This window comes from Azospirillum oryzae, from assembly GCF_900177515.1.
In the GTDB taxonomy this organism is placed as follows: Bacteria; Pseudomonadota; Alphaproteobacteria; order Azospirillales; family Azospirillaceae; genus Azospirillum; species Azospirillum oryzae_A.
Map to the genome: position 1 here is coordinate 1,223,810 of NZ_FXAK01000007.1, position 22,322 is coordinate 1,246,131.

At 67.6% G+C, this 22,322-nt stretch carries 23 protein-coding genes; 12 read left to right on the plus strand and 11 right to left on the minus strand.

Translation table 11 applies throughout. From position 1 onward, the window contains the following. Positions 1–6 precede the first annotated feature (6 nt). From B9N97_RS18280 to ftsH, 3 genes are all read right to left on the minus strand, one after another. Positions 7–1,581 (minus strand): SpoIIE family protein phosphatase, encoded by a 1,575-nt coding sequence (locus tag B9N97_RS18280; protein WP_085090648.1) that lies wholly within the window; start codon positions 1,579–1,581, stop codon positions 7–9. Beyond that, complete coding sequence (locus B9N97_RS18285) at positions 1,578–2,360, minus strand: substrate-binding periplasmic protein (RefSeq protein WP_085089195.1); 783 nt, start codon at positions 2,358–2,360, stop codon at positions 1,578–1,580. The genes B9N97_RS18280 and B9N97_RS18285 overlap by 4 nt, the downstream gene beginning before the upstream one ends. Positions 2,361–2,476: 116 nt before the next feature. Beyond that, positions 2,477–4,258 carry an ATP-dependent zinc metalloprotease FtsH gene (ftsH, locus tag B9N97_RS18290; RefSeq protein ID WP_085089196.1) on the minus strand — a complete coding sequence of 594 codons (1,782 nt, stop codon included), beginning with the start codon at positions 4,256–4,258 and terminating at the stop codon, positions 2,477–2,479. Between the two features lie 268 nt (positions 4,259–4,526). Here ftsH and B9N97_RS18295 point away from each other — a divergent pair, with 268 nt between their 5' ends. From B9N97_RS18295 to B9N97_RS18310, 4 genes are all read left to right on the plus strand, one after another. Further along, complete coding sequence (locus B9N97_RS18295; RefSeq protein WP_085089197.1) at positions 4,527–5,348, plus strand: ABC transporter ATP-binding protein; 822 nt, start codon at positions 4,527–4,529, stop codon at positions 5,346–5,348. A gap of 7 nt (positions 5,349–5,355) precedes the next feature. Continuing rightward, entirely contained in the window at positions 5,356–6,156 is an 801-nt protein-coding gene (locus B9N97_RS18300; protein ID WP_085089198.1) for an ABC transporter permease, read from the plus strand. A 33-nt stretch (positions 6,157–6,189) separates the two neighbouring features. Next, positions 6,190–7,218 carry an ABC transporter substrate-binding protein gene (locus B9N97_RS18305; protein ID WP_085089199.1) on the plus strand — a complete coding sequence of 343 codons (1,029 nt, stop codon included), beginning with the start codon at positions 6,190–6,192 and terminating at the stop codon, positions 7,216–7,218. 150 nt (positions 7,219–7,368) lie between these two features. Then, positions 7,369–7,803, plus strand: coding sequence for an ArsC/Spx/MgsR family protein (locus B9N97_RS18310; RefSeq protein ID WP_085089200.1), 435 nt, complete (start codon positions 7,369–7,371; stop codon positions 7,801–7,803). A 6-nt stretch (positions 7,804–7,809) separates the two neighbouring features. Here the strand turns inward: B9N97_RS18310 and B9N97_RS18315 are convergent, their stop codons facing one another. Continuing rightward, positions 7,810–8,205: an acyl-CoA thioesterase gene (locus tag B9N97_RS18315; RefSeq protein ID WP_085089201.1), complete on the minus strand. Its 396-nt coding sequence runs from the start codon at positions 8,203–8,205 to the stop codon at positions 7,810–7,812. A 108-nt stretch (positions 8,206–8,313) separates the two neighbouring features. Between B9N97_RS18315 and parE the strand changes: the two genes are divergently transcribed. The 5 genes from parE to B9N97_RS18340 all read left to right on the plus strand — a co-directional run bounded on the left by parE (position 8,314) and on the right by B9N97_RS18340 (position 12,995). Next, a complete protein-coding gene (parE, locus tag B9N97_RS18320; RefSeq protein WP_085089202.1) occupies positions 8,314–10,302 on the plus strand; it encodes a DNA topoisomerase IV subunit B in 1,989 nt (662 codons plus the stop codon). 45 nt (positions 10,303–10,347) lie between these two features. After that, positions 10,348–10,986 (plus strand): hypothetical protein, encoded by a 639-nt coding sequence (locus tag B9N97_RS18325; protein WP_143266767.1) that lies wholly within the window; start codon positions 10,348–10,350, stop codon positions 10,984–10,986. Continuing rightward, a complete protein-coding gene (locus B9N97_RS18330) occupies positions 10,928–11,422 on the plus strand; it encodes a hypothetical protein (protein ID WP_143266769.1) in 495 nt (164 codons plus the stop codon). Before B9N97_RS18325 ends, B9N97_RS18330 begins: the two co-directional genes overlap by 59 nt. 125 nt (positions 11,423–11,547) lie before the next feature. Further along, positions 11,548–12,351 (plus strand): hypothetical protein, encoded by an 804-nt coding sequence (locus B9N97_RS18335; protein WP_244560770.1) that lies wholly within the window; start codon positions 11,548–11,550, stop codon positions 12,349–12,351. Positions 12,352–12,440: 89 nt separating this feature from the next. After that, positions 12,441–12,995, plus strand: a complete 555-nt coding sequence (locus B9N97_RS18340; protein WP_085089205.1) for a hypothetical protein — start codon at positions 12,441–12,443, stop codon at positions 12,993–12,995. A gap of 6 nt (positions 12,996–13,001) precedes the next feature. On the opposite strand, the gene B9N97_RS18345 is transcribed toward B9N97_RS18340, so the two are convergent. Together B9N97_RS18345 and B9N97_RS18350 are read right to left on the minus strand one after the other, a co-directional pair. Further along, positions 13,002–13,706 (minus strand): alpha/beta fold hydrolase, encoded by a 705-nt coding sequence (locus B9N97_RS18345; RefSeq protein WP_085089206.1) that lies wholly within the window; start codon positions 13,704–13,706, stop codon positions 13,002–13,004. Between the two features lie 16 nt (positions 13,707–13,722). Beyond that, on the minus strand, positions 13,723–14,268 hold the full coding sequence (locus B9N97_RS18350; RefSeq protein ID WP_085089207.1) for a hydrolase: 546 nt from the start codon (positions 14,266–14,268) through the stop codon (positions 13,723–13,725). A 257-nt stretch (positions 14,269–14,525) separates the two neighbouring features. Between B9N97_RS18350 and B9N97_RS18355 the strand changes: the two genes are divergently transcribed. Continuing rightward, positions 14,526–16,088, plus strand: coding sequence for a DEAD/DEAH box helicase (locus tag B9N97_RS18355; RefSeq protein ID WP_085089208.1), 1,563 nt, complete (start codon positions 14,526–14,528; stop codon positions 16,086–16,088). Between the two features lie 4 nt (positions 16,089–16,092). Beyond that, positions 16,093–16,335 carry an Lrp/AsnC ligand binding domain-containing protein gene (locus B9N97_RS18360; protein WP_085089209.1) on the plus strand — a complete coding sequence of 81 codons (243 nt, stop codon included), beginning with the start codon at positions 16,093–16,095 and terminating at the stop codon, positions 16,333–16,335. A gap of 69 nt (positions 16,336–16,404) precedes the next feature. On the opposite strand, the gene B9N97_RS18365 is transcribed toward B9N97_RS18360, so the two are convergent. From B9N97_RS18365 to B9N97_RS18375, 3 genes are all read right to left on the minus strand, one after another. Then, positions 16,405–16,824 carry a winged helix-turn-helix domain-containing protein gene (locus tag B9N97_RS18365; RefSeq protein ID WP_085089210.1) on the minus strand — a complete coding sequence of 140 codons (420 nt, stop codon included), beginning with the start codon at positions 16,822–16,824 and terminating at the stop codon, positions 16,405–16,407. Positions 16,825–16,841: 17 nt separating this feature from the next. Then, on the minus strand, positions 16,842–17,969 hold the full coding sequence (locus B9N97_RS18370; protein ID WP_085089211.1) for a PLP-dependent cysteine synthase family protein: 1,128 nt from the start codon (positions 17,967–17,969) through the stop codon (positions 16,842–16,844). A gap of 91 nt (positions 17,970–18,060) precedes the next feature. Continuing rightward, positions 18,061–19,749: a methyl-accepting chemotaxis protein gene (locus B9N97_RS18375; RefSeq protein ID WP_085089212.1), complete on the minus strand. Its 1,689-nt coding sequence runs from the start codon at positions 19,747–19,749 to the stop codon at positions 18,061–18,063. Positions 19,750–19,983: 234 nt separating this feature from the next. On the opposite strand from B9N97_RS18375, the gene B9N97_RS18380 reads away from it, so the two are divergent. Beyond that, complete coding sequence (locus B9N97_RS18380; protein ID WP_085089213.1) at positions 19,984–20,715, plus strand: DUF6065 family protein; 732 nt, start codon at positions 19,984–19,986, stop codon at positions 20,713–20,715. Here the strand turns inward: B9N97_RS18380 and gmk are convergent, their stop codons facing one another. Further along, a complete protein-coding gene (gmk, locus tag B9N97_RS18385) occupies positions 20,716–21,363 on the minus strand; it encodes a guanylate kinase (RefSeq protein ID WP_085089214.1) in 648 nt (215 codons plus the stop codon). A 22-nt stretch (positions 21,364–21,385) separates the two neighbouring features. Beyond that, positions 21,386–22,252 (minus strand): YicC/YloC family endoribonuclease, encoded by an 867-nt coding sequence (locus B9N97_RS18390; RefSeq protein WP_085089215.1) that lies wholly within the window; start codon positions 22,250–22,252, stop codon positions 21,386–21,388. Between the last annotated feature and the right edge of the window lie 70 nt (positions 22,253–22,322).

The following is a 22,322-nucleotide window of genomic DNA, read 5'->3' on the forward strand; positions in this document are numbered from 1 at the left end:
GGAGTTTTACGCAGCGCGGCGGTCGGATCCAGCGCCGGAAACGGCGGCTGCGTCGGTCAGCCGCACGCGGAAGCCGAACAGGGTGATGTCGTCCCGCTGTTCGCGACCGCCCTGGAACTGGTCCAGCGAGCTTTCCAGCTCGGACTTCAGCCGGTCGAGCGGTCCTTCGCCGCCGCGGCTCAGCAGCTGGCGCAGCCTGATTCGGCCGAAACTGCGCCCCCGCTCGCCGCCATTCTGGTCCACCAGCCCATCGGTGCCGATGAGGAAGGTCTGCCCTGGGCGCAGGGCGACGCTGTGGTTGGTGAAAGGCGACTCGGCGTCTTCGGTGGTCGGCACAAATGTGGTGGGGCGATAGCCCAGGCTGCGGCGGTCGCCGCGCAGTTCCGTCACCTCGCCGCCGGTCACCATCAGCAGCGGAACGCGGGCACCGGCGAAGACCAGCCGTCCTTCGGCCGGGCGGATATGGCAAAGACCCAGGTCGAGACCATTGTCGAAACAGTCCGTCCCGCTGCGCGCCTTCCCCTCCTGGTGCAGGGCGGCGCGGACCTTGCGGTCGACGGCGGCCAGCACCGCGGCCGGATCGTCCGCCCCCATCTGGTCCAGCGCATTGTTCAGCATCGCGCTGGCGGTCATCGTCATGAAGGCGCCGGGCACGCCATGGCCGGTGCAGTCGGCCACCGCGACGACGAAGCCGTCCGCCACCTCGCGGCAGACATAGAAGTCGCCGCTGACCACGTCGCGCGGCCGCCACAGCACGAAATGCTCGGTCAGCCCGGCCGACAGCGCATCGGCCGACGGCAGGATGGCGGACTGGATCAGCTGGGCGTAGTTGATGCTGTCCATGATGGCGCGGTTGGTGGCGGCCAGCGCCTCCGTCCGTTCGCGGACCCGGCTTTCCAGGGTGCTGGTATGGTCCTGTACCGTCGCTGCCATCCGGTTGAAGCCGTCGGCCAGCATGCCGATCTCATCGATCCGCCGGGCATCCATGCGGGCGCTATAGTCGCCGCGCGCCATGGCACTGGCCAACTGGGTCAGCCGCCGCAGCGGGCGCAGCACCATGCGGTTCAGCGTCAGCCCCAGCGCCACCATCGCCCCCAGCAGCGACAGCAGCAACAGACCGGCCACCGGGACCAGCGCGTTCAGCGTCGCCTGCCGCACCTCGGCCGTCGAATAGACGATGCGCAGATGCCCGACCGTCTGCACCCGTCCTTCGCGCCCATGCAGGACGATGGGGCGCTCGACCGTGATGCGGCCGGCGCCGTCCCCGACCTCTCCCGACGAGGTCATTGCCAGCGGTTCGTCGCGGTCGGTCTCGAAGACGGCGATGGAGCGGATGGCCGGATCGCGGACGGTCAACGCTTCGATCATGCGCTCGGCACTGCGGGTGTCGAGTTCCCACACCGGGCCGCTCAGCGCGTCGGCCTGGGTGGCGGCGACCAGTTCCGCCCGGTGCAGAAGGTCCTGGTGGCGCTGCCCCTCGACGATGTGGTCGGACAGCAGCATCGCGGCGGCGCCGATGCTCGCCGTCGTCAGCAGAATGGCCCCGGCCACCCGCGCCAGCAGGGAGGATCGCCGCCTCACGCGATGATTCCGCTGCGCCGCCACAAGGTTTCCAGCCGTCCGTCCGCCGCCAGCCGGTTCAGCAGCGCGTCGAGCCAGCCGGCGGTGATCGCCCGGCCGCTCCGCGTCAGGATGGTGTGCTCGTAAATCTGGTCGATGCGCTCGGACACCAGGACCTGCCGGGCCAATTCCGGCTCGCGCTGCAGGAAGCGGGTCAGGAAGGAGCGGGTGACGATGGCGAGGTCGGCTCGGCCGGCGACGACGCTGCGGACATTGCCCTCATGCGTCACGGTGACGCGGGTGTGATGGCGCTGCTCCAGCAGCTTGGGGTCCGCCTCGAACCCGGCAAAGGCGTAGTGATAGCCCAGACGCCCGAGAATCGACTTGCCGTTCAGGTCGTCGAAATAATTCTGGTCGCGTCCCGGCGCCGCCTTCGCGACGAATATCTCCGCGTCGTGCAGGAATGGCCGGGTGGCATCGACCGGACGATCCTGCCAGCCCCAGTTGAGGCATTCGAAGGCGATCATGTCGAATCGCCCCTGTTCCAGATCCTCATAGCGCCGCTGCGGGGCGGTCCTCACCATGTCGAACCGGAATTCATCCTGCGCGGCATTGAACAGGTCCAGCAGGTCGCGCGTGACGCCGCCGCCCGTTTCGTCGACATAGGGCGGAAACTCATAGGCGCCGACACGGATGACGGTGGGGTGCGCCGCCGCCGGCCGCGACTCCAGGAAGGGCAGGGCGGAGAGGAGAGGCAGCGCGGTCTGCAAAACCCTGCGGCGGGATAGCGGCCCCGTCATCGCGCCCCTCTCCTGTAACCCCAATTCGCGTAAAGGTCAGTCTACCCCCGTATGCACCCATGCCGCAATGCGGGACATTCCCTTATTAAGAGAGTTCGCATGAAACCTCCCCGGCCTCAGGCCGCCTCGGTGGCGCGCTCCTGCTCGCGGTCGGCCAGTTCGGCGATCTCGCCGCCGCTCAGGGTCTCACGCTCCAGCAGAGCCTGGGCGATGCCGTCCAGCGCCTCGCGGTTGCTGCGCAGCAGGCGGCGGGCATGCTCCATGCCTTCGTCGGTGATTCGGCGCACCTCCTCGTCGATTCGCCAGGCCGTCCGTTCCGACCGCGCGCCCGGCTCCGCCGCCGCATGGGCGACAAAGCCGATCTCCTCGCTCATTCCCCAGGCGGTGACCATGCGGCGGGCCAGATCGGTGGCGGCGCGGAAGTCAGCCTCGGCCCCGGTGGTGACGTGATCGGGACCGAAGGCCATCTCCTCCGCCGCGCGGCCGGCCATGGCGACGGCGATGTCGGCCATCAGCTTGGCGCGCGAGACCGATACGCGGTCGCCCTCCGGCAGCCGCACCACCATGCCCAGCGCGCCGCCGCGCGGGATGATGGTCGCCTTGTGGATCGGGTCGGCCTGCGGGCAGCGCAAGGACACCAGCGCGTGGCCGGCCTCATGCACCGCGATAAGCCGCCGCTCGTGCGCCGTCAGGGCGAGGCTGCGGCGTTCCGTGCCCATCAGCACGCGGTCCTTGGCGGCCTCGTAGTCCGCCATGGTGACGACGACGCGGCCCTGGCGCGCCGCCGACAGCGCCGCCTCGTTGGTCAGGTTGGCGAGTTCGGCGCCGGAGAAGCCCGGCGTGCCGCGCGCCACGGTGCGGGTGCAGACGTCGGGAGCCAGGGTCAGGCGGCCGGCATGGACGCCCAGGATCGCCTCGCGCCCGGCAACGTCGGGCAGGCTGACATGGATGTGGCGGTCGAAGCGGCCGGGGCGCAGCACGGCGGGGTCCAGCATTTCCGACCGGTTCGTGGCGGCGATCACCACCACCTCTCCGCCCTCGACGATGCCGTCCATCTCCACCAGAAGCTGGTTCAGCGTCTGCTCGCGTTCCGAATGGCTGGTCGATTCGCCGCGCTTGCCGGCCAGCGCGTCAATCTCGTCGATGAACAGGATGCAGGGGGCGTTGGCGCGGGCGGTCTTGAACAGGCTGCGCACGCGCGCCGCGCCCAGCCCGACGAACATCTCGACGAAATCCGACCCCGACGCGGCGAAGAAGGGCACGCCGGCCTCGCCTGCCGCCGCCTTGGCCAGCATGGTCTTGCCGGTGCCGGGCGGGCCGACCAGCAGGATGCCCTTCGGCACGCGGGCACCGGCCATGGCGAAGCGGCGCGGGTCCTTCAGGAACTGCACCGTCTCGCGCAGCTCCTCCTTCGCCTCGTCGACGCCGGCCACGTCGGCGAACACCGTGTTGGTGTCCTCCGGCCGCACTCGGGTGGCGCGGCCCATGCCGAAGAACTGTCCGCCGCTCATCAGCAGTCCGCCGATCAGCAGGGCCACCACCACGAAGGGCGCGGCGCGGTCCAGCACGCCGACCGTCTGCGCCATCAGCCCGCCCGGCCCCTCTTCGAAGGAGATGGCGACCGCGTGGGCGCGCAGTTCCTTCAGCAGATCGTCGGTGACCGGCATGACGACGCGATAGCGGCTGCCGTCGGCGGCCAGCGCATGGCCGGTGCCGTTGGCGAAGGTGATGGAGCTGATCTCCCCGCGGCCCGCCTGCTCGATCAGCGCGCTGTAGGTGGCCGGCCGCTCGTTCGCCCGCTGGTGGTGATCGTACCAGGCGGCGAAACCGAGCCACGCGGCGAGCAGGGCGGCCAGGACGGCGAGTGCGATCAGCAGGCGTTTCGGCAGCGTGGGCATATCGGCTCCGCGAAGGGAAAAGGGCTGGCTTTCGATCTATGCCATTGATGGAAGCATTGATGCTGGACGGCAGGCCGCCGCGGCAACCGATAAGGCCCCGCGTCCCTTCTTTGACACCGTAAGCGGTGCGTTTGCGGAATGGCTCCTTTCGGATTCTACGGAGATCTCAAGCGGTTGCCGATAGGCTCCAGTTCGGACAGTATGGCACTCCAACCAAAGCGCATCGCCTGCCGAACCGCACCGCCAAAAAGATAAGGACCACACCGACATGGCCGAGGCCGCCGCGGCGCCCGCCCTTCAGCTGGAAGGCGTGACCTGCACCTTTCCCTCACCCGACGGCCGGGGACGATCCTACACCGCCGTACAGGGCGCCAGCTTCACCGTCGCCGATGGGGAGTTCGTATCCATCGTCGGCCCGACCGGCAGCGGCAAGTCGACGATGCTGAACGTCGCCGCCGGCCTGCTGAAACCCAGCGAGGGCAGGGCGCTGACCTTCGGGCAGCCGGTGACCGGCATCAATCCCAAGGCAGGCTACATGTTCCAGGCCGAAGCGCTGATGCCCTGGAAGTCGGCGCTCGACAATGTCGCCGCCGGGCTGGAGTTCCGCGGCGTCTCGAAGGCGGAGGCGCGGGAGCGCGCCCGGCCCTGGCTGTCCCGCGTCGGGCTGGAAGGATTCGGCGACCGCTTTCCGCACCAGCTGTCGGGCGGCATGCGCAAGCGCGTGGCGCTGGCTCAGACGCTGATCGTCGATCCGAAGATCATCCTGATGGACGAGCCCTTCTCGGCGCTCGACGTCCAGACCCGCCAGATGATGGAGAACGAGCTGCTCGACCTCTGGGCGGCGGACCGCAAGTCGGTGGTCTTCATCACCCACGACCTGGAGGAGGCGATCGCCATGTCCGACCGGGTGCTGGTGCTGTCCGCCGGACCGGGGGCGCGGCTCATCGGCGAATACCGCATCGACCTGGACCGTCCGCGCGACGTGGCGGAAATCCGCATGACCCCGCGCTTCCTCGCATTGCACCAGGAGATCTGGGCGCAACTGCGCGACGAAGTGCTGAAGGGCTACGCCCAGACCAAGCTGCGGTGACGACATCATGAGATCCCACGCCAAACGCCTGCCCAGCCGACCGGTCATCCTGCTGCTTCAGCTGGGCGTCCTGATCGCCTTCTTCCTGATCTGGCATGTCCTGACCGACACCAAGATCCTCAGCCCCTTCTTCTTCGGCACGCCGGGGGCGGTGCTGGCCCGCACCTGGGCCGATTTCGCCTCGGGCGTCATCTGGTATCACCTGGGCATCACGCTGCTGGAGACCGCGCTGGCCTTCGTCATCGGCACGGTGGCCGGCATCGCCTTCGGCTTCTGGTTCGCCCGCGCGCCGTTGGTCTCCATCGTCTTCGACCCTTACATCAAGGCGGTCAACGCGCTGCCCCGCGTGGTGCTGGCGCCGATCTTCGCGCTGTGGCTCGGGCTCGGCATCTGGTCGAAGGTGGCGCTGGGGGTGACGCTGGTCTTCTTCATCGTCTTCTTCAACGTCTATCAGGGCGTGAAGGAGGTCAGCCCGGTGGTGCTGGCCAACGCCCGCATGCTGGGCGCCAGCTCCCGCGATCTGTTCCGGCACGTCTATCTGCCCTCGGCCCTGTCCTGGGTCTTCTCCTCGCTGCACACCGCCGTCGGCTTCGCCATGGTCGGCGCGGTGGTGGGCGAGTATCTGGGCTCCGCCGCCGGGCTGGGCTATCGCATCCATCAGGCGGAGGGCGTGTTCGACACCGTCGGCGTCTTCTCCGGCATGCTGGTGCTGACGATCTTCGTCGTCCTGATCGACACCGGCGTCACCATGATCGAGAAGCGGCTTCTGCACTGGCGCCCGCAGGACAATCACGGCGGGCAGCACTGAAATCCAATACGGATTCCAAAAGGGAGGGAACCAATGAAATTCAAATCGCTGATCGCGGCCGCCGCGGTCGCTCTGACCCTGGGAACGGCCGGACTGGCCGCGGCGCAGGACAAGCTCGAGAAGACCGACATCAAGATCGCGGTCGGCGGCAAGCCGCTGCTCTACTATCTTCCGCTGACGCTGGCCGAGCGGCTGGGCTACTTCAAGGATGCCGGCCTGAACGTCGAGATCAGCGACTTCGGCGGCGGCGCCAAGAGCCTGCAGGCCCTGGTCGGCGGCTCGGCCGACGTGGTCACCGGCGCCTACGACCACACCATCCAGATGCAGGCCAAGGGCCAGCCGATCGTCGCGGTCACCCAGCTCGGCCGCTATCCCGGCATCGTGCTGGCCGCCGTCAACAAGGCCGGCACCATCAAGTCGGTGAAAGACTTGAAGGGCAAGAAGGTCGGCGTGACCGCCCCCGGCTCCTCCACCAACTTCATGCTGAACTACGTACTCACCTCCATGGGCATGAAGCCGGACGACGTGTCGGTCATCGGCGTCGGCGGCGGCGCCAGCGCCATCGCCGCGATCAAGCGCGGAGAGATCGACGCCATCGTCAACCTCGACCCGGTCATCAGCCAGGCCGAGGCCGACGGCGACATCACCGTGCTGGCCGACACCCGGACGGCCAAGGGCACGATGGAGGTCTACGGCGGCCCCTATCCCGCCGCCGTGCTCTACACCAGGCCGGACTTCGTGAAGGAGTACCCGAAGACCACCCAGGCGCTGGCCGACGTCTTCGTCCGCACCCTGCTGTGGCTGAACAAGGCCAGCACCGATGACGTGCTGAAGGTGCTGCCGCCGGAGTATTTCCTGGGCAACAAGGACCTCTACGCCCAGGCCTTCGAGCATTCCAAGCCGACCTATTCGCCCGACGGCCGCTTCACCCAGGACGGCGCCGAAGCCGCGCTGAAGGTGCTGAAGGCCTTCGATCCGGCGGTGGCGTCGGCCAACATCGACCTGTCCAAGACCTACACCAACCAGTTCGCCGAGGATTCCCTGAAGCGCCTGCAGAAGTGAGCCTGCCGGCCGCTTCGGAATACCCATAGAAAAAATGTGGGCGCGGCAGAATGTCGCGCCCTTTTTCATGCTGCATCGCCGTTAGACTGGACGAAATCGGTCCTGATTGCCCCTCCGGCCAGGACCTCCCATCCAGCAGCGGAGTGCCCCATGGCCGAGGTGATTTTCTACGGATTGGCCGGTTGCCCGGCGAACGCCAAGCAGAAGCAGCAGCTGACCGCCGCCGGCCACAGGCTGGTCGAACGCGACCTCGCCACCGCCGATTTGACTGCCGCCGATCTCCGCGCCTTCTTCGGCGACAAGGAGGTCGATTCCTGGTTCAACCGCCGCGCCGCCGCGGTGAAGTCCGGCGCCGTCAAGCCCGCCGCCCTCGACGAATCCACGGCGCTCGCGGCTATGCTGGCCGACCGCGACCTGATCCGCCGTCCGCTGATCCAGGTCGGCGACCGCCGCGAGGCCGGCTTCGACCCCACCACGCTGCATGCCTGGATCGGCCTGACCTCCGGCGAGAGCTGCGACGACAAGCATGCCCGCGGCCAGTGCGACCACGGCCACCAGCACTTCGTCAAGGCGCCGGCGGCCTGACGACGCTTACTCCGGCGGCACTTCGCGCGGCTTGCGGTCCTCGCCGATGGCGACATAGGTGAACACGCCCTCCGTCACCTTGATCGGGTCGGAGCCGGAGCGTTCGCGCCGCACCCAGGTCTCGATGCGCACGCGCAGCGAGGTGCGGCCGACCTTCTCGATCCGGGCAAAGCAGCTGACCTCGTCGCCGACGAAGACCGGCTTGTGGAAGGTCATCGCCTCGATCCCGACGGTGGCGACGCGGCCATGGCTGCGCCGCACCGCCACCGTCCCGCCGGCCAGATCCATCTGCGCCAGCAGCCAGCCGCCGAAGATGTCGCCGTTCGGGTTGGTGTCCGCCGGCATCGCGATGGCCCGCAGGGCAGGGCCATTGTCGAAGTCGTAAGTGTCCGCTGCGCTCATGCTTCCTCCGGCGTCACGAAAAATTCCTGCCCCATAGCCTGTGGCACCGCACTATAAACGGCCCAGGACGCGCTTGCGCACCCCTGACGAAATTCCTATCATCCCGTCATGAGCGATCTTTTCGAGAACACGGCCCCCAAGGCCGACAGCTATTCCGCCCAGGACATCGAGGTTCTGGAGGGGCTGGAGCCTGTCCGGCGCCGGCCGGGCATGTATATCGGCGGCACCGACGACCGTGCGCTGCACCATCTGGTGGCGGAGGTCCTGGACAACGCCATGGACGAGGCGGTGGCCGGTCACGCCAGCCGCATCGACCTGGAGCTTGCCGCCGACGGCACGGTGATGGTGCGCGACAACGGGCGCGGCATCCCCATCGACGACCACCCGAAATATCCGGGCAAGTCGGCGCTGGAGGTCATCATGACCACGCTGCACTCCGGCGGCAAATTCTCCAACAAGGTCTACCAGACCTCGGGCGGCTTGCACGGCGTCGGCCTGTCGGTGGTGAACGCCCTGTCGGACCGGCTGACCGTGGAGATCGCCCGCGAAAAGCAGCTCTACGTCCAGGAGTACAGCCGCGGCCTGCCGCAGGGGCCGCTGGCCCATCGCGGCAACGTCAACCGGCGCGGCACCACCATCCGCTTCCACGCCGACCCGGAAATCTTCGGCGAGACCGCTCATTTCGAGCCGCATCGGCTCTACCGGCTGGCGCGCTCCAAGGCCTATCTCTATCGCGGCGTCGAAATCCGCTGGAGCTGCGACCCGTCCCTGCTGTCGGTCGACGCCACCACGCCGGCTTCGGAGTCCCTGCATTTCCCCGGCGGGCTTCAGGACTACCTGAACGCCGCGCTGAAGGACCGCAAGACGCTGACTCGCTTTCCCTTCGCCGGTGCGCTCGACTTCCCCAACGGCCAGGGCCGGGTGGAGTGGGCGGTGGCGTGGCCCGACGATGACGAGGGCTTCTCGCACACCTACTGCAACACCGTGCCGACCCCGCAGGGCGGCACGCACGAGGCCGGTCTGCGCACTGCGCTGACGCGCGGCCTGAAGGCCTATGGCGAGCTGACGAACAACAAGCGCGCCGGGCAGGTCACCGCCGACGACGTGATGGGCGACGCCTGCGTCCTGCTGTCGGTCTTCATCCGCGAACCGCATTTCCAGGGCCAGACCAAGGAAAAGCTGGTGACGGCGGAGGCGCAGCGCCTCGTCGAGACCGCGGTGAAGGACCATTTCGACCACTGGCTGTCCGGCGACCCGCAGAGCGCCAACGGACTGCTGGAACGGCTGATCGAAAAGGCGGAGGAGCGGGCGCGCCGCAAGCAGTCCAAGGAGATGACGCGCAAGTCGGCCACCCGCCGCCTGCGCCTGCCCGGCAAGCTGGCCGACTGCTCGCGCAATTCCCCCGAAGGCACCGAGCTGTTCCTGGTGGAGGGCGACTCGGCCGGCGGCTCCGCCAAGCAGGCGCGCCAGCGCGAGACCCAGGCGATCCTGCCGCTGCGCGGCAAGATCCTGAACGTCGCCAGCGCGTCGGTCGACAAGATGAAGGCCAACCAGGAATTGAACGATCTGGTGCAGGCGCTGGGCTGCGGCGTCGGCAAGGACTTCTCGACCGACAAGCTGCGTTACGAGCGGGTCATCATCATGACCGACGCCGACGTCGACGGCGCCCACATCGCCTCGCTTCTGATGACCTTCTTCTACCGCGAGATGCCGGGCCTGATCCAGGAGGGCCACCTCTACCTCGCCCTGCCGCCGCTCTACCGCCTCAGCCACGGCAACAAGCAGGTCTACGCCCGCGACGACGCCCACAAGGACGAGCTGCTGTCCAAGATGTTCAAGGGCAAGAAGCCCGACATCAGCCGCTTCAAGGGCCTGGGCGAGATGATGCCGGCCCAACTGCGCGACACGACGATGGACCCGTCCAAGCGTTCGCTCCTGCGCGTGGTCGTCCCCAACGCCGCCGATCCGGAGGAAAAGCCGGAATGCGAGCGCACACGGTCCTTGGTGGAAGACCTGATGGGCAAGCGGCCGGAGCTGCGCTTCAAGTTCATCCAGGACAACGCGAAGTTCGTGAAGGCCGACGACATCGACGTGTGACGGCGATGCTGGGCGGCGCCGGAATTCGAGATCAGCGGAGGCGCCGTGGAGCTGTCGAGGAAACTGCTGGAACGGGCATTTGAAATGATGGGTGACCTTGCCGCACAGGACGGCAAGGTCATCGACATCGCCGTCTATGGCGGATCGTGCCTTCTGCTCGCCGGCAACATCCGCCACGTGACTCGTGATGTCGACGCGGTGTTCCTCAGCGAACGCAGTCGCGGCTACGAGCTTGCCGATCTCGTCGGGCGTCGTCTCGGCCTTCCCGATGACTGGCTCAATCAGGCGGTAAAGAGCGTTGCTCCGCCGAAGGGCAATCCGCAGCCTAATCTGCTTCCGTTCGGGGAATATCCCGGAAATGGGCAGATCGGACTTCGCGTCTATCTGCCGACTCCGGAATACATGCTGGCGATGAAGTTGCTCGCCAACCGGCTCGACGATCCCGAAGGGTTGGCCCGAGACAGGCGCGACCTCTATTTCCTGATGGATGTCACAGGCCTGGCGACAGCAGAGCAGCTGGCGGAGCTTGTGACGCTCTGCTATCCGCAGGTTCCCGGGATAAACTCGCGCATCGCCGCTAAGATCGAGGATATCGTCCAGGGTTATGCTGCCCGGGGGTGTGAAGATGACCGACGAACTGAACCACCGTCCTGGAACGCTGGCCGAGGCCATCCGACGCTATAAATCCGGACGGCAGACCTTCTCGGTGGCGTTAGGCGAGTTCCTCGACGAATTCTATATGGACGACGACACGGGCAGCCGGTACGCCCGCGTCCAGGAATCTCCGGAGTGCGTTGGCGACAACGTCTTTGACGCCTATGCCGGAGCGGTCGGCGAACATTTGGTGCGCCGTTGGCACCTCGGCACGCCGCCGGAATGGACCGAGGAACCTTGCCGCTTCCTTCGTCGCCCTTGGTTTCCGCCGGGCGTGCAGGCGGAGAAGCCGATCCTTCTGGTCGAAAGCCCGATGGCCTTCCGTCGCAGGATGCTGTTCGTCGAGGCGGAGCCCTTGCGGCGGGCGCGGATGCCCCATGACGCGCGCTGGTGTGCCTACGAATATCTGCGCACGGGTTTGATGCCGGAGGAGGACAGGCTCGATCCGACCCCGGATGCGGCGTAGGATTGGGTGGAAAATCCCGCAAATATTTCGCTGTTTTGGGGAAGGTGTCGCCTGGTCTATCATTCGGGAAAGCGCCGTTTCCGGGAGATTGTCTCGCGGACCATGGCCCGACCCGCAGGAGGCGTATGCACCCCTTGGCCCATCCCGGCACCCATCCGGCCGATGCCATCCCGCCCGAGATGATCGCCGACGCGCTGTCGCCGTTGACTCCCTTCGTCACCGACCTCTTCGTTCCCCGCTATCAACCCTGCGAGGTCGGGCGCTGGCGTTTGCAGGTGGCGCCGATCCTGCTCAGTGCCGGCTATTGGAGTCCGGCGCTGATGACGACCGATACCGGTGCCCTGCTACGGCGCGAGGCAGACGGCGAGTATCGCTGCTGGATGTCGATGACGCCGATGGAGATCGAAAGCCAGGAGATCGGCGTCCGTGCCGCCGCCGGCCATACGGTGGTGATGGGTATGGGCATGGGCTGGGCGGCGGTGAACGCGGCCCTGCGGCCGGAGGTAACGCGGGTCACGGTGGTCGAGTTGGATCCCGATGTGATCGAGGTCAACCGCAGCGTCGGCCTGTTCGACCAGCTACCGGCCGAAGCCGTGGCCAAGATTTCCATCGTCAACGCCGACGCGCTGAAGTTCCGCACCGACGAGCCGGCCGACACGCTGATGACCGACATCTGGCTGCCGATCAACGGCGACGAGCGGATGGAGCAGTCCCGCATCATGGCGCGCAACACCGGTGCCCGCCGAGTCTATGTCTGGGGCCAGGAACTCGTCATCGCCCGCCGTGCCCGCGCGCTCGGGCTGGAGTTGAATGAGGCGACGGTGGCGCGGATCGTCGCGGAATTCGATCTTCCGCTGATCGGGCCGGAGCTTCCCGATTATCCGTCCCTGATCGGTCGCGCCGCGGACAAATGGCTGAAGGACGTGTGACGCTTTGGTCATGCACCGGGCCGATCCTCTCGTCCGGCGCGGCGTTGCTCCCCATATCGGGAACAGCGACACCAACGGACGACCTGAAAATGCGCATGCTCCCGCCGCTCGCCGCCCTTGTGCTGGGTGCCTCGACCCTTGCCGCCTGCTCCAACGAGCGGGTGGTGGCGAGCGAGCCGGCCCCGGCCTACACGCGCAGCGAAGTGGCCTATGCGGCGGGCAACCGCGACCTGCGGGTGGTGCTGCACGGCGACCCCTTCGGTCTGCCGCCGGAGCGCTTCGCGGAGAAGGTGCTGCCCCACATGCAGAACCGCGTGATGGGCGTGAAGACCACTCTCACCACCACGCCCAATGATACGGCGCGGCGTGACTACAAGGTGGTTCTGGCCTTCAACGTGGCGGAAAACACGCTGAACTCGGAGCTTTGCACGAACGGCCCGATCCCCACCTCTCCGCCGGGCGGGGCCATCGTCGTGCAGGGGGCGTTCTGCCGGTCTGGTGCCGCGCTGACCTCCGCCACCGGCTGGCTCGACCGGCCGCAGGGGCCGGACGATCCGGATTTCCGCAGCCTCATCAGCGACATGACCTTCTCGCTGTTCCCCAGCCCGCGGGCGGAACTGTTCTGCAACGGATCCGACTGCTGACCAGACTCAGTCCCGCAGCAGCCAGTCGCGCATCAGAGCGGTGACCGCCTGCGGCTGTTCCATCGCCGACAGGTGGCCGCAGTCTTCGATCAGCACCAGCCGGGCGCCGGGGATGGCGTCCGCCATCTCCTCATGCAGGGCCGGCGGCGTTAGGATGTCCTGGCGCCCGCAGATCACCAGGGTCGGGCAGCGGATGGCGGCCAGCCCCGGCCGGCTGTCCACCCGGTTGATGATCGCCTCCTGCTCGCGCGCATAGCCGTCGACGCCGACCCGCTCCATCTGCGCCAGGACGGAGCGGACGAACCCGTCGTCCGTCAAGCGGTCCGGATGGATCAGGCGGGGCAGGGCGGCGCGGATGACCTGTCCATAGCGGCCCTGCCGGGCGAGCGCCACCGCCTCCCGCCGGGTGGCCGTCGCCTCCTCCGTGTCGGGGCGGGCATTGGTGTCGAGCAGGGCCAGCCTTTCCACCCGCTCCGGCGCGCGGCGTAGGATCTCCAGCGCGACATAGCCGCCCATCGACAGGCCGGCGACGGCGAAGCGTTCCGGCGCCTGGGCCAGCACCTTGTCGGCCATCGCCGCGATGGTCGCGCAGTCGGCGAGTTCGATCACCTGCGGGTCGGCGACCTCGCCGAGATGCCGGACCTGATGATCCCACAGCGCCGCGTCCAGCGGCATCCCGGGCAGCAGGATCAGGGCAGGGCGAGAGGACATGCGGCTTCTCCTGCGCTCACTTCACCAGCGCGCTGACGACCTTGAAGACCGGCGTGCCGGCCCGTTCCATCCACTCGAACAGCACCATTTCGGTGGTGACGATGGTCACGCCGGCCGCGCGCATCCGCTCCAGCGCCATGGCATGGTTGGCAGGGGTGCGCGACGATGCCGCGTCGGCGACCAGATAGACCGCATGGCCCTGCTGGCGCAGCCCCAGCGCGGTCTGCATCACGCAGACATGCGCCTCCGTCCCGCACAGCACGATCTGTCGGCGGTTCAACGCCTCGACAGCCGCATTGAAGGCCGGCTCGCCGGTGCTGCCGAAGGTGATCTTCTCGATCACCGGCGTGCCTTCCGGCAGATGGGCGCGCACCGCCTCCACCGTCGGCCCCAGCCCGCGCGGATATTGCTCGGTCACCAGCACCGGCACCGACAGGGTGGCGGCACCCTTCAGCAGCATCGTGGCGTTGCGGACGACCCGCTCGGAGTCGTGGATGGCCGGCAGCAGCCGTTCCTGCACATCCACCACCACCAGCACCGATTCCTGGGCACGAAGAATCATCAAATGCTCTCGACCGTTCCATTTGAAGCGGACAGCCCCCGACCGGGGCGTCGGCAAGCGCCGCGACTCGCGGTACTGCCGGACGACAGCCTAGCGCAGGGCGCCGAATTCGCCAACGCGGCGTGTTTTCGCGCCGATTTTCGGTTTCGGAACATCGGATCTATTGACATGCAGCTTTGACTTCCTATTCTTCGGCCTCATCCAGGCATCGGGCGTCGAACGCTCGATTTCCGCACTCCAGAACAGAAACAGGTTGGATGCTTTTTTCGGAACTTGGGCTTGGCCCTGACGTCCTGCGCGCCATCGAGGACAAGGGTTACACCCAACCGACGCCCATTCAGGAACAGGCAATTCCCTGTGTCCTGCAACGCCGCGACGTGCTGGGCTGCGCGCAGACGGGCACCGGCAAGACGGCGAGCTTCACCTTGCCCATGATCGACATCCTGGCGTCGGGCCGTGCCCGCGCGCGGATGCCGCGGTCTCTGATCCTGGAGCCGACGCGCGAGCTGGCCGCCCAGGTGTCGGAAAGCTTCGAGACCTACGGCAAGTACCACAAGCTCAGCATGGCGCTGCTGATCGGCGGCGAGACCTTCACCGAACAGGTGAAGAAGCTCGATCGTGGCGTGGATGTGCTGATCGCGACTCCGGGTCGTCTCATCGACCTGTTCGAGCGCGGCAACATCATGCTGAACGACATCAAGGTCTTCGTCATCGACGAGGCCGACCGCATGCTCGACATGGGCTTCATCCCGGACATCGAGCGCATCGTCAGCAAGCTGCCGAAGAACCGCCAGACCCTGTTCTTCTCGGCGACCATGCCGCCGGAAATCCGCCGTCTGGCCGACGCCTTCCTGACCCAGCCGCTGGAGATCAGCGTCGCCCCGCCCGCCTCGCCGGCGGAGACGGTGACCCAGGCGCTGGCCCTGGTCCACGAGATGGACAAGCGCAAGGCGCTGCGCCATCTGCTGCAGACCGAGGACGTCAAGAACGCCTTCATCTTCTGCAACCGCAAGCGCGACATCGCCGTTCTGCAGAAGTCGCTGGAACGCCACGGCTTCAATGTCGGCGCGCTGCATGGCGACATGGTGCAGTCGAAGCGGACCGAGACGCTGGAACGGTTCAAGCAGGGCGAGATCACGCTGCTGGTCTGCTCCGACGTCGCCGCCCGCGGCATCGACGTCCAGGGTCTCAGCCACGTCTTCAATTTCGACGTGCCGCTGACCCCCGACGACTATGTCCACCGGATCGGCCGCACCGGCCGCGCCGGCAAGCAGGGCCGCGCCTTCATGCTGGCCACGCCGGACGACACGAAACTGGTTGGCGCCATCACGCGCCTCATCAAGCGGGAGATTCCCATGATCGCCATCGACGGCCTGGAGACGGCCGAGTTCGGCGAGGAAGACAGCAGCTCCCGCGGGCGTGGCCGCGGCCGTGGCGGCCGTGGTGCCAAGCCGGAAGCCCGTTCGGAAGGCCGTCCGCCCCGCGGCGGCCGTGAAGAGCGCGCCCCGCGTGAGGAGGCCGCCCCCCGCGAGGAGCGTGCCGCTCGCGAAGAGCGTCCGGCCCGTGAAGAGCGCCCGATGCGCGAAGACCGTCCGGTTCGCGAGGAGCGTCAGCCCCGCGAGTCGCTGGCCGCCGCCGAATCCCGCCGCAGCAACGAGCCGCGCCGCGACCGTGATCGCGACCGCCGCCGCCGCCGTGACGACGATGACGACGACGTGCCGGTGATCGGCTTCGGCGATCACATGCCGGCCTTCATGCTGCGCTCGGCCCGCCCGCGTCCGTCCAGCGAAGCCTCGACCGACCCGTCGCAGGAGGGCTGAGTCCGTGCAGACCATCTTCGTCATGGTCAAATGCGACCTCGGTCGCGCCTATGAAGTCGCCGATCAGGCCGTGCAGCTGATCGAACAGGTGTCGGAGGTGCATTCCATCTCCGGCCAGTATGATCTGCTGATGAAGTGCTATCTGAAGCAGGACGACGACATCGGCCGTTTCGTGACGGAGCATGTGCAGACGCTTCCCGGCGTCCGCGACACCTTCACGCTGATTGCGTACAAGGCGTTCGCGTAAAGCCAGGGTGGCTTCGAATGAAAAAAGGCCGGGCGCAGAGCCCGGCCTTTTTCTTTTGATGACGTCCGCTTATCTGCCCGGGCCGCAACCCGGCCCCACCCCCGGATCGCCGGCGAAGCTCCCGTCGTCCACCTGCTTGTCCGCGCCGTAATCCGGGTTGGTCCCCGCCGCCAGTGCCGCCAGCCGGTGGGCGGTCGCCACATGCGCCTCGCGCTCGACCGCGCGGTAGTGGTCGATCACCTGTTCGCCAAATTCTGTCAGCACCGTGCCGCCGCCATGCTTGCCGCCGACCGCCGCACTCACCACCGGCTCGCGGAAGATGCGGTTCAGGTCGTCCACCAGCAGCCAAGCCCGCCGATAGGACATCCCCAGCGCCCGCCCGGCGGCGGAGATGGAGCCGGTGTCGCGGATCCGCTCCAGCAGAGCGATCTTGCCGGGACCGATCGAGCCGCCGGTCTCGAAATCGATGCGGATCCGCATGCGGGTCATAACCGCCGGCTCCGCGGTCAGCGTCCGGCCGTTTCCAGCCCGTCGCCGCTCCAGGCGCCGGTCCGGAAGAAGCCGTCGATCCGCTCGCACCACGGGTCGATGTCCAGCCCGTTAGCCTGCAGCCAGTCGCGGTTGAAGTAGGTGCCCATATAGCGCTCGCCGGGATCGCAGATCAGCGTGGCGACGCTGCCCTGCCGGCCCTCGCGCATCATTTCGGCGATCAGGTCGATGGAACCCACCAGATTGGTGCCGGTGGAGCCGCCGCAGGCGCGGCCCAGCCGCTCGCGCAGGACCCAGACGGCGGCAATGCTGGCGGCGTCGGGCACGCGGATCATCCGGTCGATCACTGTCGGCTGGAAGGACGGTTCCACCGTCGGCCGCCCGATGCCCTCGATGCCGGACCCCCGTCCGACATTGGCCTTCGGGTCGTTGTCGCGGAATCCAGGGAAGAAAGCCGAATGCTCCGGATCGGCGACGCACACCCGCGTCGGCAGCCGGCGATAGCGGACATAGCGCCCGAAGGTGGCGGAGGTGCCGCCGGTGCCGGCGCCGCAGACGATCCAGTCCGGCACCGGATGCGGTTCCTGCGCCAACTGTTCGAAGATCGACTGGGCGATGTTGTTGTTGCCGCGCCAGTCGGTTGCGCGCTCCGCATAGGTGAACTGGTCCATGAAATGGCCGTCGCAGTCGCGCGCCAGCCGCTGCGCCTCGGCACAGACCTCCGACGCGCGCTCCACCATATGACAGCGGCCGCCATAGAACTCGATCTGCGCGATCTTGGCCGGCGAGGTGTTGCGCGGCACCACGGCGACGAAGGGCAGTTCCAGCAGTTGGGCGAAGTAAGCCTCCGACACCGCCGTCGACCCGGAAGATGCCTCGATCACCGTCGTGCCCTCGCGCACCCAGCCGTTGCAGATGGCGTAGAGGAACAGCGACCGCGCCAGCCGGTGCTTCAGGCTGCCGGTGGGGTGGGTCGACTCATCCTTCAGGTACAGCGTGATCCCCTGCGCCGCCGGGATCGGCAGCCGGAGCAGGTGGGTGTCGGCGGAGCGGTTCACGTCCGCCTCGAGTCGGCGCAGAGCCTCGTCGAGCCAGCCCCGGCGGGCAGAGGTGGGGGTGTTCTGGGCGGGGGAGGGGGCGGTCATGGGGTCCTGTCCGACAATTGCTGGCCCCATCCATAGCGCGGAATTTTACCGAATGCATCCGGTAGAATACCCTCCCCACCGCTACAGGCGGTCAGCCCTGACGGATACGGGCGACGAAGGCCGACACTTCGCCCAGCATGCGGTCGGCGCGCTCACCCACCGCGCGGGCCGCGGCGGCGACCTCGGCGGAGGCCTGGCCGGTGGCGGTGGCGTGGCTGCACACCAGGTTCAGGCTGTCGGACACCGAGCTGACGCCCTGCGCCGCCTCGTTGACGTTCCGGCTGATGTCGCGGGTCGCCGCCCCCTGTTCTTCGATGGCGGCGGAGATGCTGGAGGCGACGCTGTTCACCGTCTCGATGGCGCCGCCGACCCCGCGCATCGCCTCGACCACCGACGAGGTGGCGTCGGTCATGGCGGCGATCTGCGCCTGCACGTCGTCGGTGGCCTTGGCGGTCTGGTTGGCGAGGTTCTTCACCTCGCTGGCGACCACGGCGAAGCCCTTCCCGGCCTCGCCGGCACGTGCCGCCTCGATGGTCGCGTTCAGCGCCAGCAGGTTGGTCTGCTCGGCAATGGAGCGGATCAGATCGACAACCTCCACCGTGCGCCGGGCAACGCTGTCCAGCTGTTCGATCAGGGCATAGGTGCGGCGCACATCCTCCACCGCGCGGGCCGAGCCAGACGTCGATTCGGCGATCTGCTGGGCGATCTCGCGGATGGAGGCGGCCAGCTCCTCGGTGGCGCCGGCCACCGCCTGGACATTGCCGGAGGTCGTTCCCGCGGCGCGGGCGGCGCCGTCCATCAGCCGGGTGGTCTGTTCCGCCCCACTGCTCATGGCGCCCGACGTGTGGGTCAGCTGACCCGCCGATTCGGCGACCGAATGGACCAGCGCGCCGACCGTGCTTTCGAACTCGTCGGCCAGCCGCTTCATGGTGGCGCGGCGGGCCTCCTCGGCTTCCCGTTCCAGCGCGGCATGGCGGCGGCGCAGATCCTCCGCCTCGATGGCGCTGAGACGCAGGGTCTCCACCGAGCGGGCCAGCGCCCCCACCTCGTCGGCGCGGTCGGTGCCGGCGACCTGGGCGGCGAGATCGCCCTTGGCGATCCGGCCGGTGGCTGCGGCGATGCCGTCCAGCCCCTTGCCGATGCGCGACACCAGCCGGAAGCCGAACAGCCCCAGCACCAGCGCCGCCGCCAGCGTCACCGCCAGCGTGTTGATCAGCGTGCTGCGGAAAGCGGCGTCGACGTCGTCGATGTAGACGCCGGTGCCGATCATCCAGCCCCACGGCTCATAGATCGCGGCATAGGCCAGCTTCGGAAACGGCTCGGTGCCGCCGGCCTTGGGGAAGTTGTATATCAGCGTGCCGTCGCCGCTGCGCGCCGAGTCGATCAGCCCGCGAATCACCAGAACGCCGTTGCTGTCCTTGAAATCGGCCAGCTTGCGGGTGCCTTCCAGGTCGGGGCGGACGCCGTGAAACACGTTGGTGCCGTCGAACTCGTACCCGAACATGTATTCGTTGCCGAAGAAGCGCAGGGCACGCAGCGCAGCCTTGGCGCGGGCCTGCGCCTCGTCCCGGCTGAACTCTCCCTTCGCGGCGCGGGCGTCGTAGGACTTCATGATCGACAGCGAGGTCTGCACCACCGCCTGGATCGAGTTGCGGTATCCCTCGACCATCGTCTCGCGCTTCGAGGTCGCGGACCAGATGCCGGCCACCAGGATGGCGGCGAGGAACAGCCCCTGAAGGATCAGGAGCTTCGCCTTGATGCTGTTGAGTTTTGTGAACATTGCCCAGCCCCACACGATGCGCGCGCCACCACGGCCGTCGCTTGCGGACACGGCATAGTGCGCTTCGCTAATTTATCGAAATCTAATGCGAAGTGTGACACATACCTGAGTACTTCGCGACTGCGCAATCTCTAACGCGGGGCTAGGAATAATCCGGATGAACAGGCGGCCGGTTGTGACCATCTCCAGCCTCCGGGTTACACCTGATGGCGAAGTCTGGCAGGATGCGGCGCCATGACGCTGATCGCATATCCGCTCTCGGGCGTGCTGCCCGACATCCGCCCGGCCCGTCCGACCCGCGACTGGATCGACAACCTGCCGGAGCAGTACGGCTATCGCTGCCTGCCGCTGAACATCGCCAGCATGCATGGGTGGGAGGTCTGCTGTCCCGTGCGGGTGACGGCGGTGTGGGACGGCGGGGTCGGCGTCGAGGCCATCACCGTCACTGCGGAGGAACAGCATCCCCTGCTGCCCGCCAGCCATTTCGGCAGCGGCGTGCTAACCTTCCATGTCGCCGCGCTGTTCCGCACCCCGCCGGGCGTCAACCTGATGGTGACCGGACCGTTGAACCACCCGAAGCACGGCATCTTGGGCCTGTCGGGAATCATCGAGACCGACTGGTCACCCTATCCCTTCACCATGAACTGGAAATTCACCGCGCCCGGCGTGCCGGTGACCTGGGAGAAGGGAGAGCCCTTCGCCCATCTGATGCCGATCCAGCGCGGTCTGGTGGAAAGCCTGGCGCCGGAGGTCCGCGACCTCGACAGCGATCCGGAGACGGCGGCGCAGTACCGCGCGTGGGCGGCCTCGCGCAGCCAGTTCAACAGCGACCTGCAGACGCCGGGCAGCGCCGCCGCGCAGGAACGCTGGCAGAAGGGCTATTACCGCGGCAAGCAGCCGGACGGCACGGACGGCCCGCCCGGCCATGAGATCAAGGTCCGGGCGAAACCGTTTCCAAACGGATAGTTACAGCGTGTCCTGAATGCTGCGCACGAACTCCGGCAGGCCGACCTGACGGCGGCGGCGCAGCCGTTCGGCGTGCAGGATCGACTCGACCGCGTTGATGCTCTCGTTCACGTCGCTGTTGACGATGACATAGTCGTATTCCGGCCAGTGGCTGATCTCGTTGGACGCCTTCGCCATGCGGTTGGCGATGACCTCCTCCGAATCTTGGCCCCGGCCGCGCAGGCGGCGTTCCAGCTCACCGACCGACGGCGGCAGGACGAAGACGCTGACCAGATCGTCACGGGCGTTCTGCGCCAGTTGCTGCGCGCCCTGCCAGTCGATGGCGAACAGCACGTCGCGCCCGGCGCCCAGCGCATCCTCCACCGCCACCCGCGGCGTGCCATAGCAGTTGCCGAACACGCGGGCATGCTCCAGCAGATCGCCGGTCTCCGCCATATGGTCGAAGCGCTGCTGGTCGATGAAGTAATAGTCCAGCCCTTCGGCCTCGCCGGGGCGCATCGGCCGGGTCGTCACCGACACCGACATGGTGATGCCGGCATCGCGCTCCAGCAGGCCGCGGGCGATGGTGGTCTTGCCGGCACCCGACGGGGAGGACAGCACCAGCATCAGGCCGCGCCGGTGGATCAGGGAGGTGTTGGTCGCAGCCATGGCGCTCACTCGGTTTGGATGATCACTCGATGTTCTGGACCTGCTCGCGAAGCTGCTCGATGGAGGCTTTCAACGACAGGCCGATGCGGGTCAGTTCGACGTCCGCCGATTTGGAGCAGAGCGTGTTGGCCTCGCGGTTGAACTCCTGGCACAGGAAATCGAACCGCCTGCCGATGGCTCCGCCTTCGGCCATCAGGTCGCGCGCGGCCTGGATGTGGGCGCGCAGGCGGTCCAGCTCCTCGCGCACGTCGGCCTTGCCGATCAGGATCGCCGCCTCCTGCGCCAGCCGGTCTTCCGACAGGGCGGGGAAGGAGCCGAGGATCGCGGCGACCTGGGTGCGCAGCTTCTCGCGCAGCGCTTCCGGCTGGGTGGAGGCGCAGGCCGACGCCGCCTCGACCAGCCGGGCGATCTCGTCGAGATGGCCGTTCAGCACCTCGGCGATGCGGGCTCCCTCGGCAAGGCGGTTGACCACCAGCTGGTCGATCAGCTTGGCCAGTTCGCCCTTCAACACCGATTCGACGCGCTCGCGCGCCTCGGTCTCGTCCTCTTCCACCGGCTCGATGATGCCGCGGACCGCCAGCAGCGAATCCAGCCGCGGCGGGGCGGCGCCAGCCCCCTCGATCTCCCGCGCGATCTCCAGCACCTGAGCCAGAAGCTCGCGGTTGATGCGCAGTTGGGAGACCGCCTGGGCGCGGTTGACGGTCAGGGTCAGGTTGACGTTGCCGCGGGCCAGCCGCTTGGGCAGCTCGGCTCTCGCCACCGCCTCGACGCTGTCGAAGCCCGACGGCAGGCGGCAGCGCAAATCCAGGCTGCGGCCATTGACGCTCTTGGCCTCGAAGGTCCAGGAATAACCGTCGCCGTGCCCGTCGACGCGCGCGAAACCGGTCATGCTGGCAATGACGGGGCGATGGGCTGGCAAAGGCGGCCTCTTTTGAAAAGCGGTGTCGATGTGTGTCGTG